The sequence below is a fragment of the Streptococcus respiraculi genome (genome assembly GCF_003595525.1).
GTDB lineage: Bacteria > Bacillota > Bacilli > Lactobacillales > Streptococcaceae > Streptococcus > Streptococcus respiraculi.
Genome location: NZ_CP022680.1, coordinates 558,900 through 575,640, shown reverse-complemented (window position 1 = coordinate 575,640; position 16,741 = coordinate 558,900). Strand labels below are relative to the sequence as shown.

The 16,741-nt window shown below is 43.6% G+C and carries 17 protein-coding genes; 5 read left to right on the top strand and 12 right to left on the bottom strand.

The features are described from left to right. Window position 1: 1 nt before the first annotated feature. The 5 genes from CHF41_RS02930 to CHF41_RS02910 all read right to left on the bottom strand — a co-directional run bounded on the left by CHF41_RS02930 (window position 2) and on the right by CHF41_RS02910 (window position 5,471). A complete protein-coding gene (locus CHF41_RS02930; RefSeq protein WP_119875910.1) occupies window positions 2-1,348 on the bottom strand; it encodes a PTS ascorbate transporter subunit IIC in 1,347 nt (448 codons plus the stop codon). Between the two features lie 48 nt (window positions 1,349-1,396). Beyond that, a complete protein-coding gene (locus CHF41_RS02925) occupies window positions 1,397-1,681 on the bottom strand; it encodes a PTS sugar transporter subunit IIB (RefSeq protein ID WP_067087875.1) in 285 nt (94 codons plus the stop codon). Between the two features lies 1 nt (window position 1,682). Continuing rightward, window positions 1,683-3,725, bottom strand: coding sequence for a BglG family transcription antiterminator (locus CHF41_RS02920; RefSeq protein ID WP_119875909.1), 2,043 nt, complete (start codon window positions 3,723-3,725; stop codon window positions 1,683-1,685). Between the two features lie 147 nt (window positions 3,726-3,872). Further along, complete coding sequence (locus CHF41_RS02915; protein ID WP_075105344.1) at window positions 3,873-4,364, bottom strand: DUF536 domain-containing protein; 492 nt, start codon at window positions 4,362-4,364, stop codon at window positions 3,873-3,875. 141 nt (window positions 4,365-4,505) lie between these two features. Continuing rightward, entirely contained in the window at window positions 4,506-5,471 is a 966-nt protein-coding gene (locus CHF41_RS02910; RefSeq protein ID WP_119875892.1) for a DDE-type integrase/transposase/recombinase, read from the bottom strand. Between the two features lie 190 nt (window positions 5,472-5,661). Here CHF41_RS02910 and aao point away from each other — a divergent pair, with 190 nt between their 5' ends. The 3 genes from aao (at window position 5,662) to CHF41_RS02895 (ending at window position 9,259) form a co-directional block, all read left to right on the top strand. Then, window positions 5,662-6,843 (top strand): aminoacetone oxidase, encoded by a 1,182-nt coding sequence (gene aao / locus CHF41_RS02905; RefSeq protein WP_119875908.1) that lies wholly within the window; start codon window positions 5,662-5,664, stop codon window positions 6,841-6,843. A gap of 80 nt (window positions 6,844-6,923) precedes the next feature. After that, complete coding sequence (locus tag CHF41_RS02900) at window positions 6,924-7,625, top strand: ABC transporter ATP-binding protein (RefSeq protein WP_119875907.1); 702 nt, start codon at window positions 6,924-6,926, stop codon at window positions 7,623-7,625. 11 nt (window positions 7,626-7,636) lie between these two features. Continuing rightward, a complete protein-coding gene (locus tag CHF41_RS02895; RefSeq protein WP_119875906.1) occupies window positions 7,637-9,259 on the top strand; it encodes a hypothetical protein in 1,623 nt (540 codons plus the stop codon). Window positions 9,260-9,302: 43 nt separating this feature from the next. On the opposite strand, the gene CHF41_RS02890 is transcribed toward CHF41_RS02895, so the two are convergent. From CHF41_RS02890 to tsaB, 5 genes are all read right to left on the bottom strand, one after another. Then, entirely contained in the window at window positions 9,303-9,632 is a 330-nt protein-coding gene (locus tag CHF41_RS02890; RefSeq protein WP_119875905.1) for an AzlD domain-containing protein, read from the bottom strand. Then, on the bottom strand, window positions 9,625-10,320 hold the full coding sequence (locus tag CHF41_RS02885; RefSeq protein WP_119875904.1) for an AzlC family ABC transporter permease: 696 nt from the start codon (window positions 10,318-10,320) through the stop codon (window positions 9,625-9,627). Before CHF41_RS02885 ends, CHF41_RS02890 begins: the two co-directional genes overlap by 8 nt. Before the next feature lie 153 nt (window positions 10,321-10,473). Beyond that, complete coding sequence (gene tsaD / locus CHF41_RS02880) at window positions 10,474-11,481, bottom strand: tRNA (adenosine(37)-N6)-threonylcarbamoyltransferase complex transferase subunit TsaD (protein ID WP_119875903.1); 1,008 nt, start codon at window positions 11,479-11,481, stop codon at window positions 10,474-10,476. Beyond that, window positions 11,471-11,911 carry a ribosomal protein S18-alanine N-acetyltransferase gene (rimI, locus tag CHF41_RS02875; RefSeq protein WP_119875902.1) on the bottom strand — a complete coding sequence of 147 codons (441 nt, stop codon included), beginning with the start codon at window positions 11,909-11,911 and terminating at the stop codon, window positions 11,471-11,473. The genes tsaD and rimI overlap by 11 nt, the downstream gene beginning before the upstream one ends. Beyond that, window positions 11,908-12,594, bottom strand: coding sequence for a tRNA (adenosine(37)-N6)-threonylcarbamoyltransferase complex dimerization subunit type 1 TsaB (tsaB, locus tag CHF41_RS02870; RefSeq protein WP_119875901.1), 687 nt, complete (start codon window positions 12,592-12,594; stop codon window positions 11,908-11,910). The genes rimI and tsaB overlap by 4 nt, the downstream gene beginning before the upstream one ends. Window positions 12,595-12,964: 370 nt before the next feature. On the opposite strand from tsaB, the gene CHF41_RS02865 reads away from it, so the two are divergent. Together CHF41_RS02865 and rnjA are read left to right on the top strand one after the other, a co-directional pair. After that, window positions 12,965-13,195 carry a DNA-directed RNA polymerase subunit epsilon gene (locus tag CHF41_RS02865; RefSeq protein WP_119875900.1) on the top strand — a complete coding sequence of 77 codons (231 nt, stop codon included), beginning with the start codon at window positions 12,965-12,967 and terminating at the stop codon, window positions 13,193-13,195. A gap of 3 nt (window positions 13,196-13,198) precedes the next feature. Further along, window positions 13,199-14,875 carry a ribonuclease J1 gene (gene rnjA / locus CHF41_RS02860; RefSeq protein WP_119875899.1) on the top strand — a complete coding sequence of 559 codons (1,677 nt, stop codon included), beginning with the start codon at window positions 13,199-13,201 and terminating at the stop codon, window positions 14,873-14,875. Between the two features lie 83 nt (window positions 14,876-14,958). Here rnjA and glnA read toward each other — a convergent pair whose 3' ends face one another. Together glnA and CHF41_RS02850 are read right to left on the bottom strand one after the other, a co-directional pair. Further along, window positions 14,959-16,305 carry a type I glutamate--ammonia ligase gene (glnA, locus tag CHF41_RS02855; RefSeq protein ID WP_119875898.1) on the bottom strand — a complete coding sequence of 449 codons (1,347 nt, stop codon included), beginning with the start codon at window positions 16,303-16,305 and terminating at the stop codon, window positions 14,959-14,961. A gap of 52 nt (window positions 16,306-16,357) precedes the next feature. Next, window positions 16,358-16,717 carry a MerR family transcriptional regulator gene (locus tag CHF41_RS02850; protein WP_119875897.1) on the bottom strand — a complete coding sequence of 120 codons (360 nt, stop codon included), beginning with the start codon at window positions 16,715-16,717 and terminating at the stop codon, window positions 16,358-16,360. Window positions 16,718-16,741 lie beyond the last annotated feature (24 nt).

Sequence of the window (16,741 nt, the reverse complement as noted above, 5' to 3'; positions counted from 1 at the left end):
TTTATCCTTCTTTCTGATCTTTCTTGACAACTGATAAACCAACCATCAATGCCAAGATTGCAAAGATACCGATTGAAACAGTCATAACACCACCATGATCTGCTAGAAGACCAAGGAAGATTCCTGATAGACCAAAGTCTGCATCAGAGAATGTTGAACCAGCAAATCCAAGATTTCCTAGAACTGGAAGCAAGAAGACTGGAAGGAAGCTAATGAGCATACCATGAACAAATGAACCAATAACAGCACCACGAACACCACCTGAGGCATTTCCCATAACCCCTGCAGTCGCACCACAGAAGAAGTGAGGCACAACACCTGGCAAGATAACCACGCCACCTGTTGCAATCAAGATGAACATGCTCACGATACCACCAACAAAACTAGAGATAAAACCAATCAATACAGCATTTGGTGCGTATGGATACACGATTGGGCAGTCCAAGGCTGGTTTTGAATTTGGTACCAATTTTTCTGAAATTCCTTTGAAGGCTGGAACGATTTCTGCCAAGATTAAGCGTACACCTGCCAAGATAACAAAGACACCTGCTGCAAATGTACCACCAAGGGTAAGAGCATACACCATGCTATTTGTTCCATTGCTAAGATTTTCTTTAATGTAGTCGCCACCTGCAAAGAAGGCTACAATCATATAAATAACAGACATTGAAATAGCGATACTTACGGTACTATCACGCAAGAATGCTAAACCTTTAGGGAATTTAATATCTTCAGTTGAAGTTGATTTGTCCCCTACAAGACCACCGATAAATCCGCTGAGCCAGTAACCAAGTGAACCAAAGTGACCAAGCGCCACCTTATCATTGCCAGTCAATTGAACCATGTATTTTTGTACAAAGGCTGGAGACAAAGTCATGATTAAGGCAAGAGCCAATCCACCCATGACAATCAAACCAGCAGAGGTAAATCCTGCCACAGAGAGAATAACCGCAATCATACACGCCATGTAAAGCGTATGGTGACCTGTCAAGAAGATGTATTTAAAGCGAGTAAAGCGGGCAATTGCGATATTGAAAATCATACCGAGTAACATGATTAGCGAAGTCGCTGTACCATATTCTGTCAAGGCAACCGCTACGACTGCTTCGTTATTTGGAACAACCCCTGTCAAATGAAAGGCTTGTTCAAACATTTTACTGAATGGCTCAAGTGAGCTAATGATAATATTGGCACCACCACCAACAACAATGAACCCAACAAAGGTTTTCAAGCCACCTTTAATCAAATCAGCTGCTGGCTTCTTTTGAAGAGCCAATCCTAAAATTGCAATCAACGCAACCAAAATTGAAGGCGTCTTTGCAATATCAATTAAAAAATTTAAAAACATAATCATATCCTCCCTTAGAAGCGGTAACTAAGCCGCTTCACTTTTTCATTAAATTAAGCCTTTTTCCTGACAAATTGCTGTAACGAGTTCTTTGAGTTCATCCATGTCAATAATACTATTTAAGACACGGACATCACCCAAGTGTGTTGCAGAATCTGCCAAGTCACGAGCTACAATCCATACATCAGCTTCACTTGGATTTGCACCACCCAAGTCATAATGCTCAACGTTTACATCTGAAACGCCTAAATCTCTCAAGATTGACTCAATGTTCATTTGCACCATGAAACTTGACCCCAATCCTGAACCACATGCAGTACCGATTCGTAACATATTAGTTAACCTCCTTTATTAAGTCTGCGATATCATCAAAGCTCTTGGCATTGATGAGTTGTTGAATATTTTCTTCCTTTCGTAAAATGGCTGTTAAACCTGAAAGTGCCTTTAAGTGTGTCTGGTTATCAATTGCTGCAATGCAGATAAACAGACGAATTTCATGCGCTGGATCATCAAGGAGATAGACTGGATTTTCCAAAGCTAGCATGGACATCCCAATTTGATTGACCCCGTCTTCTGGACGCGCATGAGGAATGGCTACGCCTTTTCCTAAATCAATAAAGGGACCAAACTCTGTCACCTTGCCAATCATGGCATCAATATATCGTTCTTCCACCGAACCATTTGCTACTAAAGGCTGAGCGGCTAAAGCAATCGCTTCTTTCCAATTCAGACTCTCGCTAGAGCGTTGGAAGGTCTCTTTCGTAATAAGTTCGCCTAACATAGGACTTCGTCTCCTTCGTTCATAAGATTGCTGATTCATAAACTGAACCAACTCGTATTTCAAGGACTGCTCACGATGAATCGTCGCGTACTTGCCAATCACTGCTAGTAATTGTTCAATTTCAATCGGGAAATAACCGGCATTTGGAAATTGTTCACTCACCAACTGGAATAAATCTTTCTTTTGGCTATTTGTCATCAACTGAGGAACTAAAAAGAAAGGTAATTGGGTCTCCAGCTTAATCGTCGCAAAAATCATATCGTACTCTTCGCTACGGCTTTCTTCAAATTCCTTGAGCGAATGCGTATCCGCAAAAGAAATATTTGGAAACAGCTGGCGGAGATTTTCTTTGACAATCAAGGATGAGCTGACCCCGTTAGGGCAGACCACCAAGGCACGGTAGCGAAACGAACGCTCTTTTTTTGCCTCAATGTAGCCACCAAAGTGAATGACAAAGTAGGATACTTCACTGTCTGGAATGGCAAAACCGAGATGAGCTTCTAAAGGTGCTAAGGCTTTTTGCACTAATTGGAATAAGTCCTTATGCTCTTCCTTAATCACATCCGTATAGGAGTTGACATTGACCAACTGTGAGGTCAAGCGATAATAAGCAGGAATCAAGTGGCGCTGTAGGCCCTCAATCATTTCCAAACGATTATCAAATTCAATCAGAGACAGTCGCTCCATTTCCTCCACAATCGCAACGGTCAACTGATGAAACAAACCTTCTTTTTGCTCTAAATCTCCCTCAAGGCACCCCTGTAACAAATGGGCTAAATAGGCCAACCATTTCTCTGACAAGGTATAATCCGCCTTCTTTTTGGTTTGAAGGATTCCCCAGAGTTGCTCTACAAATTCTTGAATAAATCCAAGAGTTGTTGTCGCCGGCCAATCAATTTCCAACTGAACCCTAGCCTGGCGAATAGCAAGGAACTGTAAAAAGTACAAGTATTCATCCAAACGATCTTCTAAGGCCGAAACTTGGTAAAATTGACAGGCCTGCTGACTAGTCTTTTTCAATACATCAATCGCATTGTCTTCCTGCCAAGCTCTTAGAATGTAATCCAAGGCCCACAAGCCAATCGAGGCCTGTAAGCAATCACTAATGGCATACAAGGCTAGGCGATGTTTGTCTTCCTCACGACCATTTAAGTGATAACCACGCGCTCTGGTATAGTCAAATGAAACACCAAATCGCAAGCACATTTCCTTTACATTTTTAATATCCGAAAGTGTGGTATTCCTACTGACACTCAAGAGTTCTTGATAATGCACATTGGAAATAAAATCCTTCCGAATAAAGGTATAAAGATAGATGAGAACAAGCCGCTCCTCCTGCGACAAATAAATTTGCCGATTGCGAAACAATTCAAAAATATGATAACTTTCTTCTAGCAAGGAATCAGGTACGTGATAAACTCCGTCTTGCTCCTGAATCACCTCAAAAGCATGGGCCTCTAATACGTGATTGACTTGCTCAAGGCTTGCCAATAACTGTTCTTTTTCAATCCCTGTCTGAATACTCAATTCATACAGGCTCATCTCTTGATTGGCAAACAATTCCATTAAGATAGCAATGGTACGGTTATCAATCATGTCGTCCTCCTTGTTTTTATTGTAACCCTTTTCATTTTAAAGTTCTAGCTTCTTTGAGCCCAATTTATCTCCCCCGCTCAGCAAGAACAATTGGGCTGTTCCCAACAAAAAAGAAAAAGTCTGAGACATTTTCTCGTCCCAAACTCCTTATCGTCCAAATAATCGTGCAAAGAAGCCTTTTGTTTTTTCCTGCGCATGTGCCTTTGCTTCTTCCAATTCCAACTTCAAGACATCCTTGTCAGCCATGGCTTTTAAGGTCAGTTGTTGCTGTTGATCCAGCTGCTTGTCTTTTTCAGAAATCTGAATATCCTTGACCCGCAACTGCTCATCTTTTTCCGCAATCTGCTTGTCTTTGACCTCGAGCTGCTTATACAAGCGACTGATTTCATCATTTTTTTCATCCACCAAGATTTCCATCAGCTCACGTTGCTTGACTTCTTCACTAATCGGCTCATCTTCAAAAATCGTCGTCTTGTAAATCTCTTCTAACTTGACGAGGCCTGCACGATTGACAACCGTTACACCCTTTTCATTTTTCTCAACGAACTCTTCTGGAAGAGACTTGACACGGTTGTTCATCGCCTGACGACTCACTCCTAAAATCTCTGCTAATTCGCTGACTGTCTTTTCAATTCCCATATTATCCTCAGTTGCTTGATTTTTTCTTGTTTGTATCATTAAAATCTTACCACAACCACCTAGTCCTGTCAAATTTTCCTACTATTTGTACCTTTGTCAATGATGTGAGACCAAACTATTATTTTTAGAAACCATGATATGCTATTCTATCTCCAAGGAGCTAGCTCCTTGGAGAAATTTTCTTGTTTCAATAGGGGATTTCCAACCTAGGCTCTGCATGGGGAGTCTGTTAGAGGTGTAGAGGTATCGTTTCATCTGCCTGATGAGGTCATCGTAGGAGTAGAATCGCAAGTGTTGGTAAAAGCGTCTGTTATCGTTTCTGTGGCTGCGTTCCACTTTGCCGTTGTGTCTAGGTGTTCGCGGTCGAATGAGCTTGTGCACTATGCCCAGCTCTTTACAAAGCACATCCAAGGGGTGAATCTGCTTGGTTTCCTTGAAGTGAGTAAACTCAAATCCATTGTCGGTCTGAATAATTTGTGGCTTGTAGCGAAAGTGTTTGATGGCCATTTTGACAAACTGGACAGTGGAGTAAGAGGACTGTTCCTTGAAGGGATAGATAAATCGCTCTCTGCTTGCTTCGTCAATGACAGTGTACTGGTAAAATTTTTCAGGCATCGTGCCAGTGTAACAGTGCTTAGGGACGTACTTCACGTCCATTTGCCACTTGATTCCTAATTTCGTGGGTGTATCATAGGGTTTAGGAACATAGGCCTCTTTCTTGGTTTCAACCGCCTTGAAGAATCCCATTTTTCTCAAGACCCGAAAGAGAGAGCAAGGGTGTCTGTCGTATCCCTTGTTGGCTCTTAGCTTGTAGAAAATCTCGATGAGGGTTGCATTTGGATTTCTGCGGATACAGTTTTTAATCCACCTGATTTCTTGCTCAGTATGAGCTTTGGGGTGAGTTTTGTGTGGTCTGTGGGACTTATCTTTGAGAGAGTCCTTGGTTCCGTCAAATCGCTTATTCCAGCGCATGAGAGAGGCTTTTGAGACCTTATACCGCCTGCAGATGAAGGCGACAGAAGCCCCACCACGATACGTTTTCACCGCGTGGTAACGTGTGTCGAGCGTATGTGGCAAATAACGAAGGTTTTGTGGTATACTAGTCATGAGAAGATTCCTTTATGAGAAGTGTGGTTACTTTTATCATATCAGGTTTCTTCTTTTTTGTACTCAGGTCTCACATCTATTGTAAGGTAACAAGTCCTGTCAAATTTTCCTACTATTCTGATACCCGCCAATCTGCTTTTGTGATACAATAAAAAGATAGAATAGAATGAACAAGAAAAAAGGAATGGATATGACACATTTTGATACGATTATTATTGGCGCAGGACCTGCTGGCATGATGGCTGCGATAGCAGCAAGTTTCTATGGTCAGTCCACTCTGCTTCTGGAAAAAAATCGCAGGCTTGGCAAGAAATTAGCGGGAACAGGTGGCGGTCGCTGCAATGTAACCAACAATGGCACACTTGAGGACTTGCTTGCAGGGATTCCTGGAAACGGACGGTTTCTCTACAGTGTCTTTTCACAATTTGACAACCACGATATCATCCATTTCTTTAAAGACAACGGCGTCAAGCTAAAAGTCGAAGACCACGGTCGAGTCTTTCCAACGACAGACCGTTCCCAGACCATTATCAAGGCGCTTGAGATGAAAATGTTGGATTTGGGTGTTGACATTCAAACAGGGACAGAAGTTCTCTCCGTCAAAAAAACCGATGACACGTTTCAGATTAAGACCACAGACCAGCTCTTCACAAGCCCCAAAGTCATTGTCACAACAGGCGGAAAATCCTATCCCTCAACAGGCTCTACTGGATTTGGCCATGACATTGCCCGCCATTTCAAGCTTGCTGTAACCGACATCGAAGCAGCGGAAAGTCCGCTTCTGACTGATTTCCCCCACAAGGCGCTTCAAGGCATTTCGCTAGGCGATGTCACTCTCTTCTACGACAAACACGTTATCACCCACGATCTCTTGTTCACGCATTTTGGGCTTTCTGGCCCTGCCGCCCTACGGCTATCGAGCTTCGTCAAGGGTGGAGAAACGGCCTATCTCGATGTACTACCGCAGATGAATAAGGAAGAATTGGCTACCCTCTTAGAGGACGAACGAGAAAAAACCCTCAAAAATGTCCTAAAAAGCCTGATGCCCGAACGCTTGGCAGAGTTCTTTGCGAAGTCTTATCCCCTCAAAGTCAAACAACTGTCTAAAAAAGAAAGGGACCAACTGATAGCTACAATCAAGGCGCTACCGATTCCCATTACAGGCAAGATGTCACTAGCCAAGTCCTTTGTGACCAAGGGTGGAGTCGACCTCAAGGAAATCAATCCCAAGACTCTCGAGAGCAAGAAAGTCTCAGGGCTTCACTTTGCGGGTGAGGTGCTTGACATCAATGCCCATACAGGAGGCTTCAACATCACCTACTGCCTCTGCACTGGCTGGGTTGCAGGGATACAGCCGATACCGTTTTCATAAAATTCAAGGAAGCCCTTGAATTTTTTTGTATTTTATTGTATGATAGATATAGAACAAAAACACAAAGAAGGAGATTTCTCATGACAAAACTCGTTCTCAACTCTATCTCCAAACAATTTGACCAAAAAGTTATCCTACAAGATGCCTCTTTCACCTTTGAACAGGGAAAGATTTATGGACTGCTGGGCAGAAACGGCGCAGGAAAAACCACTCTTTTTAACTGTATTGCTCGAAATCTTGTCCTTGAACAAGGCAGCATTCAGTTTGAAGAAGAGGGGCAACTACGCGATTATGATTCGACCGATATCGGCTTTACCCAGACCTATCCGCAACTGCCTGCCTTTATGACAGCCTTTGAATTTGTCCGTTTTTACATGGATATCCACAAGAACAAGCTCCGCCACCACCGCGGTCCCAAAGACTGGCTGACACTCGTTGGCATTGACGAAGAAGACCAACACCGCTTGCTCAAGGATTTCTCCCACGGTATGCAAAACAAGGTACAACTCCTCCTTTCGCTGATTGTGCAACCAGCTGTGCTCTTACTCGATGAACCTCTGACCTCTTTTGACCCTGTTGCCGCCCATGAGTTCAAACAACTCATTCGCGAGGCTAAAAAAGATTCCGTCATCATCTTTTCAACCCATATCCTCCAACTGGCTCAAGACCTCTGTGACGAGATTGTTCTTTTACACCATCATACATTACAGGCTGTACCAACCGATCGCCTACACGATGCGGATTTTGAGCAAGAGGTGGTCAACTTATTAGCAGATAAATAAGAGGTAGACATATGAAAGACATTCTACGTTACAGCTGGTATCAGGAAACCTTTAACCTCAGCAAGCAGGTCAATGGATTGCTCTACTACCTTCGAAAAATCCCCTTGCTAGGCTCAACTATTCCTGAAACAGTCTATCGCTCCTACTCATTCAAAAAAATTCTCTTTTATATTTTCACCATTCTAAACATTCCCATGCGCTTTCTTGCCAAGTTCATTTGGCTGACGCTCTATGTGGGGATAGCCCATATCGCTATCAATCTTGCAACAGGGGCTGAGCCATTATCCCTACCACTGCAGCCCCAGAGCTTCTTGCTTGGCTTTGCGATTTGGCTTTGCATGACAGGGCTAATCGCTCGCTTCTTGAGAGGTTTTGAATCTGTCATTTTTCAGTCAAATCGCGAGTTTATGGTGAATTTTAAACTTTCCCAAAGGCTCTTTTTGCAAAGTCAATTGTTGGTAGAACCTTTTATCCATAGCCTAGCCTATCTTCCTGCCTTGATGGTCTTGAGCGGTCTAGCACATCAATGGCTGATTCTCCCGGTTGGTATCTTCACTCTTCCAACTGCCCAATTAGCTAGCTATGCTTGTAATTTTTGGCTCTTTAATCGCAAGATTGTGGTAAAAAATTGGTCTTGGCAAAATTGGGCACTTATCGCACCAGGGCTTACCTGTGCAATCCTTGCTTTTTTCACACGAGATGCGCTAAACAGCTACTTTTTACTAGCACTACTGATTGTTCAACTCCCTCTGCTCATCATCAGCCTGCGCTCTGTTCTCGCCTTTGACAGGGTAACGGAATTCCTCAACTTCCGCATGGAAGAATCTCTTGCATTCGACAAGAAAATCTTCCAGATGACCCAAGGAAACGAATATACCCGTCAGGGACTCAAAATGCAGGAAAAATTGAGCTTGGACAAGCAAAAAGACCTGTCTCATCTGACTGGTATGAACTACCTTAATGCTCTGCTTTTCCAGCGCTACCACACCATACTTGCAAAAGGATTAAAAAAACGACTGGCTTTCTTACTCATCGTTCCTACTCTATTTGCGACGATTGCATTCTTTGCACACGAACCTTTCAAGTTACCCGAGGAAGGATTGATTGCCCTCCTTCCCTTTACCCTCATGATCATGTATGCAGGCTCTCTCGGCAAGACAATCACCCAAATGGTCTTTGTCAATTGCGACATCTCTATGCTCCATTATCCATTTTATCGAGAGCCTAAGACGATTTTAGCTGGCTTTAACTATCGCTTTATCCAAACACTAAAATTTAACAGCATTTTTGCCTCTGCTCTATTTCTCATCATCATGCTCATGGGCCATTTCCAATATTCGTGGCAGCTGACTCTTTTGACTGCTTATCTCATGCTCAGCATCACCTTCCTATTTTCTTTCCACGACCTCTTTATCTACTACATTCTCCAGCCTTTCACCAAGGACATGGACATTGTCAACCCTCTCTATCGTATTCTCAGCGGAGCCCTCTATTGGCTGGCCTATCTCAATACCCAACTAAAAATCGCAAGTCCACTGTATATCCTAGGCCTGTCTATCGGTATCAGCCTCTATGTCGGCATCGGCTATCTGATCCTCCTCAAAAAAGCACCCAAGACCTTCCGTTTGAAATAAAAACACAAAAGTTCGAGATGTTTCCCTCGAACTTTTTAGTATGTTAGAATCCTGAAATAAGGCGTAAAATCGCCGTAACTGCTACCCCCACTACCACAGCGAGCAAAATATTCTTTGTTTTTAAAACGACGAAAAAGGTCGGTAACAACGCTATTGTTTCAATCGGCAGAAAGCGTGGAAAATGTCCCACTCTTTCATCCACTATACTTGATAAGGTCAAGGCAAAGATAATAGAAAGAGGCAGAAAACGTAAAAAACGCAAGGTAAGAGGTGGCAGGGATTTTCCTTTGGTCAAGACAAAGGGCAAGACCCTAGGCACCCAGGTCACTACTAACGCAATGAGAATAGCCACGAATACATACCGATCAATCATCTACCATCACCCCCACAAAACAGCCGACTAGGGTCGCTACAAGAACCGCAATATAAGAAGAGGTAATCAGAACTAACCCCATATAAGCCCAAAATACACTCAGTAAAATCCAACCAATCTTTTTTAAAGGAAGCTGTCTAGCCATTGCTTCTAGCTGACCTGCAAAAATTCCTACAAACATTGCTACCAATGCAAAATCAAGCCCTAGCCCTTCCGGATTTGGAATGAAGCTGCCGATAAGATTGCCTAAAATGGTAAACAATACCCATGCAGTATAGCTAGCTAGATTATTACCATACATCCAGTCAGGCGATACATCTGCATCCTCCAAATGCTTGCGCAGCAAAACACCGTAGGATTCATCTGTCAAAAAAGACCCGATAAAAAAATTAGAACCCAAAGAATTTTTTTGAAATATGGTCGCTGTATGCAAGCTCAATAGAAAATGACGCAGGTTAACAAAAAAGATTGTCGCCGCGATGGACATCAAAGGTGCACCTGCTAAAATCATGGCACACATCACAAATTGCGCACTTCCTGCATAGACCAACAAACTCATCAAGCCCATTTCCAAAGGCGAAATGCCTGAATTAACCGAAACAATCCCACAAGCTAGCCCGATACTCGCATAGCCCAAGACCGTTGGAATCGCAGCAATCGCCCCTTCTCTCACCAATGATTGTTCCACACCGTTCTCCTTTCCAAGCTCCGATCATTTTTTCTAGTATAAGCCACAAACCGTCTATCGTCAACCTTTTCAAGTTATTTTCAGAAAAATCAGATCTGCCAGTTGAAACATTAAAAAAAGAACCTCTCGGCTCTCCAGTTACTATAAGCAATCCTACAAGAAATCAAAAGCCAGACTCGGCTTGGCATTCAAATCCAGAGACGCTAGGTTGTTCTTGTTCCATTCGCTGACCGCAGCTAAGGCAATCATGCCTGCATTATCACCGCAGAGGCGCAAGGGTGGGATAATGACCTCAACATCGGTTATTTCCTGATTTAAACGCTCGCGCAAGCCCTGATTAGCAGCTACTCCCCCTGCAACCACCAAGGTCTTGACAGGATATTTTTCAAGCGCCTTCTTAGTCTTTACCATTAAGATATCAAGGACACAAGCTTGAAAAGAAGCGGACAAGTCTTCATTGGACAAGGTTTCCCCTCGTTGCTCAGCATTGTGATAGAGGTTGATAAAGGCAGATTTCAAGCCTGAAAACGAAAATTCCAGATTGTCCTCTTTGATCATGGCACGCGGAAAGCCATAGACATCTGCTCCCTGATGTGCGAGTTCATCAATGACACGACCCGCTGGATAGGGAAGTCCCATGACCCGACCGACCTTATCATAGGCCTCACCGACTGCATCATCACGCGTTTCACCGACAATCTTGTAGTCTCCTGGACCTGCCACATAGACCAATTCCGTATGCCCCCCCGACACTAATAAAGCCAGTAAGGGGTATTCTAATTCCTTGATTTGTCGTGCTGCCATTAGGTGCCCTGCCATGTGGTTGACAGGAATGAGGGGCAGACCATTTGCCCACGCAAAGGCTTTTGCGGCTGATAAGCCCACTAGGAGCGCTCCGACTAAGCCCGGTCCATAAGTCACCGCAACCGCCGTCAGGTCATGCGCTTCAAGCCCTGCCTCCTGCAAGGCTTCTTCAATGCAGACTGTGATCACTTCAACATGGTGACGGCTAGCCACTTCAGGAACTACCCCACCGAAACGCTTGTGGCTCTCAATTTGACTAGCAATCACATTGGACAAGAGCTCTGCATCATTTTTTAATACGGCAACCGAGGTCTCATCACAAGAGGTCTCAATCGCAAGGATATATCTATCGTTCATTTTTCTCTCTTTTCATCACAATGGCATCTTCTATCGGCCCATGGTAATAGCCCTTACGCCTGCCAATTTCTTCAAATCCATAGCGCTCATATAAGCCTTTCGCACGCTGATTGGAAGCCCTGACCTCTAAAAATACAGCACCATCAAAAGACTCGATACAATCTAGCAAACGCCCCGCAATGCCCTGACCTTGGGCGTCTTTTTTCACGGCAATCTGCAAGATTTCCAACTCATCTACAATCTCTTGGACAGCTAGAAAGCCAAGAAGCTTCTGTCCCTCTTTTGCCAGATAATAGACAACTTCTGATCGCTTAATATCTGCTGCTAACTGCTCTTTCGTCCAAGGAGAGATGGTATAGACATCTACCAAGATTTCATAGAGGGCTGGCGCTAGTTCTTCCTGCCCTTGATATTCTTCAACCTCAATCATAGGCGCTGGATATAGCTTTCTTTATTTTGTTCCTTGTGCTCCTTGAGCCAATTTTCCTCTGCCTCAACCCGCTTGAGATAGCGTGGTTCAAAGGTCATCACTTCGCTGGCTGGCTCAATTTCTCCGTCCAAGGCAAGACGATACGCAGACGGTAAAGTCGCTTGATAGTGAGCTTTCGGCAAGACTTCTTTTATCTGTTCAATGAAAGCCTCTACTTCGCCCACAAAGGTCACATGTTCATAGCTTTTCACTTCTTCTAGCAAAACTTCAAAAGAAAGATAGACATCGGCTTTGACCGCCTGCCCATTTTCATAAAATCCTGCATAGACATGATTGCGTCTAGCATCGATAACTGGCACTACTACTCCATCTAGCTCTTTTGGCACCAAGACCTGCAAGCTCGAAATCCCTACCAAGTCAACCCCCAACGTATAGGCCAAGGTTTTAGCTGTCGCAACCCCAATCCGCAAGCCTGTGTAAGATCCTGGTCCCTGCGCTACCACAATGCGCTCCACATCAGACGGCTGCCAACCTACAGACTGCATCAAAAAGTCGATTGTCGGCATTAAACTGATACTATGATTTTTCTTGACTGCAAGGGTCATTTCTGTCTGCAAACGTCCATTTTCCACCAAGGCCACTGCCAAGGCTTGATTGGACGTATCAAGCGCTAATACTTTCATTCTTTACTCTCTTTACATGATTTTCGTCTCTTCTATTGTAAGCTATCTTGCCCTTTTTTTCAATTCTAGACAATCTCTCTCCTTGAAAACAGCCTGAAAGGCGATTGATTTTTCATTTTCCTGCCAATTCCTTTTACCAAAAGCCCCTTTTATGATATAATAATAGAAAAATCACATCAAAAAATGACAACTCTAGAAAATTACATACAAAGTGACAAGACTATCTTCGTGGTAGCCTAGTCTGTTCGGACGGCATTAAAAGTAGCCTACACCTTACAAAAAAATCGGAGTTTGAGCAGTTCGCTTACACTCTTACTTTTTTATAGTCCGAACCATTTGCCATAGACTTGTCATCAATGAAAGGAAACATATGATTTATAAAGTATTTTACCAAGAAACAAAAGATTCTACCCCACGCCGTGAACAAACACGCGCTCTCTATCTTGATATTGATGCCAAAGATGAATTAGAAGGTCGCATCATCGCTCGCCAATTGGTAGAAGAGCATACTGCTTACAACATTGAATTTATCGAACTCTTGTCTGAAAACCATCTTGAGTACGAAAAAACTCACGCAGATTTTAGCATTACGGAGTTTTAACCCATGTCAGTTAATCTAAAATCACAAGAAGTCGGCGTATTCGCCATTGGTGGTTTGGGAGAAATCGGTAAAAATACCTACGGAATCGAATACCAAGACGAGATTATTATCGTTGATGCAGGGATTAAATTCCCAGAAGACGATTTGCTCGGTATTGACTACGTCATCCCAGACTATTCTTACATCGTGGATAACATTGACCGCGTCAAAGGTCTAGTCATTACCCACGGTCACGAAGATCACATCGGAGGCATTCCGTTTCTCCTTAAGCAAGCTAATATCCCAATCTATGCTGGACCGCTTGCCCTTGCCCTCATTCGTGGCAAATTGGAAGAACACGGCCTCTTACGCGATGCTACCCTCCACGAAATCAACCACAATACCGAGTTGACCTTCAAGCAATTAAAAGTCAGCTTCTTCCGTACAACCCACTCGATTCCAGAGCCACTTGGTATCGTCATCGATACCCCTCAAGGAAAAATTGTCTGTACAGGAGACTTCAAGTTTGACTTTACACCTGTAGGAGAGCCAGCTGATTTACACCGCATGGCCGCCCTTGGAGAAGAAGGGGTCCTTTGCTTACTGTCTGACTCGACCAATGCTGAAGTACCAACCTTTACCAATTCAGAAAAAGTAGTTGGCCAATCAATTATGAAATTGATTGAAGGCATTCATGGACGGATTATCTTTGCGTCTTTTGCCTCTAACATCTTCCGCCTCCAACAAGCTGCCGATGCTGCTGTCAAAACTGGACGAAAAATTGCCGTATTTGGACGCTCCATGGAAAAAGCCATTGTCAACGGGATTGAACTAGGCTACATCAAAGTTCCTAAAAATACCTTTATCGAGCCAAACGAGATTAAGGAATACCCTGCTAGCGAGATTATGATTCTCTGTACAGGAAGCCAAGGAGAGCCAATGGCCGCCCTTTCTCGTATTGCACATGGTACTCACCGCCAAGTGCAGTTGCAACCTGGTGATACAGTCATCTTCTCATCTAGCCCAATCCCAGGAAATACAACCGGTGTCAACAAGCTAATCAATATCTTGATTGAAGCTGGTGTAGAGGTGATCCATGGCAAAATCAACAATATCCATACTTCTGGACACGGTGGACAACAGGAACAAAAACTCATGCTCCGATTGATTAAGCCAAAATTCTTCATGCCTGTCCATGGTGAATACCGTATGCAAAAAATCCATGCCCAACTCGCTATGGATACCGGTATTCCTAAAGATAACATTTTCATCATGGAAAATGGAGACGTTCTTGCTCTTACCAGAGACAGCGCCCGTCTAGCAGGTCATTTCAATGCTCAAGACATCTATGTGGACGGAAACCGTATCGGAGAAATCGGAGCTGCGGTCCTCAAAGACCGCAGAGACTTATCAGAAGACGGCGTGGTACTTGCTGTTGCAACCGTTGATTTCCAATCACAAATGATTCTTGCAGGACCAGATATCCTTAGCCGAGGCTTCATCTACATGCGCGAATCAGGCGACCTCATTCGCGAAAGCCAACGCATCTTGTTCAATGCTATCCGCATTGCGCTCAAAAACAAGGATGCAAACATCCAATCGGTCAACGGAGCCATTGTCAATGCGCTCAGACCATTCCTCTATGAAAAGACTGAACGCGAGCCCATCATCATCCCGATGATTCTCACGCCGGATAAATAACATAGACAAACGAATCGTATGGAGCAATCCATACGTTTTTTAGTATACTCAAAAAGGACACCTTTCGGCATCCTTCCCTCTTCTTAATACAAGTCTAGGTAGTGGTCAATTTCCCACTGCGAAACATAGGTCGCATAGCTTGCCCACTCAATTTTCTTCGCTTCCACAAAGTTTGTATAAATATGGTCTCCCAAGGCTGCTTTTACGACCTCATCTTTTTGCAAGGCCTTAATCGCATTATGAAGCGTAGACGGCAAGTCCACAATACCTGCACGTTGGCGCTCTGATTCTGTCATGGCATAGATATTTGATTCCACTGGCGCTGGCGCTTCAATCTTATTTTCCACACCGTCAAGACCAGATTCTAGTAAGACCGCCATTGCCAAATAAGGATTAGCTGTTGGGTCAACCGAGCGCAACTCCAAGCGTGTTCCCATACCACGAGAGGCAGGGACACGAATCAATGGCGAACGATTGCGACCAGCCCAGGCGATGTAAACAGGCGCTTCAAATCCCGGTACTAAACGCTTGTAAGAGTTGACCGTTGGATTCATAATCGCTGTATAACTATAGGCATGCTTCATCAAACCACCCAAGAAATAATAAGCCGTCTCTGACAACTGCATTCCACGAGGATCTGCTGGATCATAGAACGCATTATTGCCTTCGCTGTCAAACAGTGACATATTGCAGTGCATACCAGAACCCGCAATACCAAACTTTGGTTTTGCCATAAAGGTCGCATACAAACCGTGCTTGCGAGCAATGGTTTTCACTACTAGTTTGAAAATCTGAATATTATCACAGGCTTTCAATACATCTGCGTATTTAAAGTCAATTTCATGCTGACCTACCGCTACTTCGTGGTGACTCGCTTCAACTTCAAAGTCCATTTGGGTCAAGACATTGACAATCTCACGACGGGTATTATCAGCCAAGTCTGTTGGCGCAAGATCAAAATACCCCCCCTTGTCATTCACCTCAAGCGTTGGATTGCCATTTTCGTCCATTTTAAAGAGGAAAAATTCTGGTTCAGGTCCCAAGTTAAAAGAAGTAAAACCTGTCTCTTCCATGTGGCGCAAAGCTTTTTTCAAATTCCCACGAGGATCTCCTGAAAACGGCTCCCCCTCTGTCGTATAAATGTCACAAATCAGACCTGCTACACGACCATTTTCATCCCCCCATGGGAAAATCGTCCATGTATTCAAATCAGGATAAAGGTACATGTCTGATTCATTGATACGGACAAATCCTTCAATGGATGAGCCGTCAAACATGGCCTTATTTGATAACACCTTATCTACTTGTTCATCAGTGGCTGGAATCTCAACATTTTTCATAATTCCTAAGATATCAGTAAACATCAAGCGAATGAAAGTGACGTTCTTCTCTTGAATATCCCGTTTGATATCCGCTACTGTAATTGACATAAATGGTCTCCTTTAATTCTTCAAATATACATCTCTGTCCATGTATGGACGGTTAACGAAAAATACTGGTAGGGTTAGAAAAGCGCCCTTGATTGCGAAGTTCATCACGGAGAATACGGCGTACATCTTCATCCGTCAAACTTTCAGCCTCTTTCTGAGGTCTAGCCTGACGATTGGCATACTCTTTCTTAATCGCCGCGATATTGAGCCCCTCGTTTAGAAAATCCTTGATTTCTAGTAACTGGTCCATATCATTAAGCGAATAGAGTCTACGATTGCCTTCATTGCGGTATGGATGGAGTAAGCCTTGCTCTTCATAATAGCGAATCTGACGGGCGGTCAAATCTGTCAACTTCATCACACTACCAATCGGAAAAACTGCTAAAGATCTACGAAATTCTTTCTCTCTCATGATAAGCTCCTTTCTGCCTACCAT

What these genes read in the sequence shown, in the direction of transcription:
- rnjA (WP_119875899.1), top strand. Translation starts at nt 13,199, where the DNA reads ATGTCAGTTAATCTAAAATCACAAGAAGTCGGCGTATTCGCCATTGGT.
- CHF41_RS02890 (WP_119875905.1), bottom strand. Translation starts at nt 9,632, where the DNA reads ATGATTGATCGGTATGTATTCGTGGCTATTCTCATTGCGTTAGTAGTG.
- CHF41_RS02900 (WP_119875907.1), top strand. Translation starts at nt 6,924, where the DNA reads ATGACAAAACTCGTTCTCAACTCTATCTCCAAACAATTTGACCAAAAA.
- CHF41_RS02850 (WP_119875897.1), bottom strand. Translation starts at nt 16,717, where the DNA reads ATGAGAGAGAAAGAATTTCGTAGATCTTTAGCAGTTTTTCCGATTGGT.
- CHF41_RS02925 (WP_067087875.1), bottom strand. Translation starts at nt 1,681, where the DNA reads ATGTTACGAATCGGTACTGCATGTGGTTCAGGATTGGGGTCAAGTTTC.
- tsaB (WP_119875901.1), bottom strand. Translation starts at nt 12,594, where the DNA reads ATGAAAGTATTAGCGCTTGATACGTCCAATCAAGCCTTGGCAGTGGCC.
- glnA (WP_119875898.1), bottom strand. Translation starts at nt 16,305, where the DNA reads ATGTCAATTACAGTAGCGGATATCAAACGGGATATTCAAGAGAAGAAC.
- CHF41_RS02915 (WP_075105344.1), bottom strand. Translation starts at nt 4,364, where the DNA reads ATGGGAATTGAAAAGACAGTCAGCGAATTAGCAGAGATTTTAGGAGTG.
- CHF41_RS02895 (WP_119875906.1), top strand. Translation starts at nt 7,637, where the DNA reads ATGAAAGACATTCTACGTTACAGCTGGTATCAGGAAACCTTTAACCTC.
- CHF41_RS02865 (WP_119875900.1), top strand. Translation starts at nt 12,965, where the DNA reads ATGATTTATAAAGTATTTTACCAAGAAACAAAAGATTCTACCCCACGC.
- CHF41_RS02910 (WP_119875892.1), bottom strand. Translation starts at nt 5,471, where the DNA reads ATGACTAGTATACCACAAAACCTTCGTTATTTGCCACATACGCTCGAC.
- CHF41_RS02920 (WP_119875909.1), bottom strand. Translation starts at nt 3,725, where the DNA reads ATGATTGATAACCGTACCATTGCTATCTTAATGGAATTGTTTGCCAAT.
- aao (WP_119875908.1), top strand. Translation starts at nt 5,662, where the DNA reads ATGACACATTTTGATACGATTATTATTGGCGCAGGACCTGCTGGCATG.
- tsaD (WP_119875903.1), bottom strand. Translation starts at nt 11,481, where the DNA reads ATGAACGATAGATATATCCTTGCGATTGAGACCTCTTGTGATGAGACC.
- CHF41_RS02930 (WP_119875910.1), bottom strand. Translation starts at nt 1,348, where the DNA reads ATGTTTTTAAATTTTTTAATTGATATTGCAAAGACGCCTTCAATTTTG.
- rimI (WP_119875902.1), bottom strand. Translation starts at nt 11,911, where the DNA reads ATGATTGAGGTTGAAGAATATCAAGGGCAGGAAGAACTAGCGCCAGCC.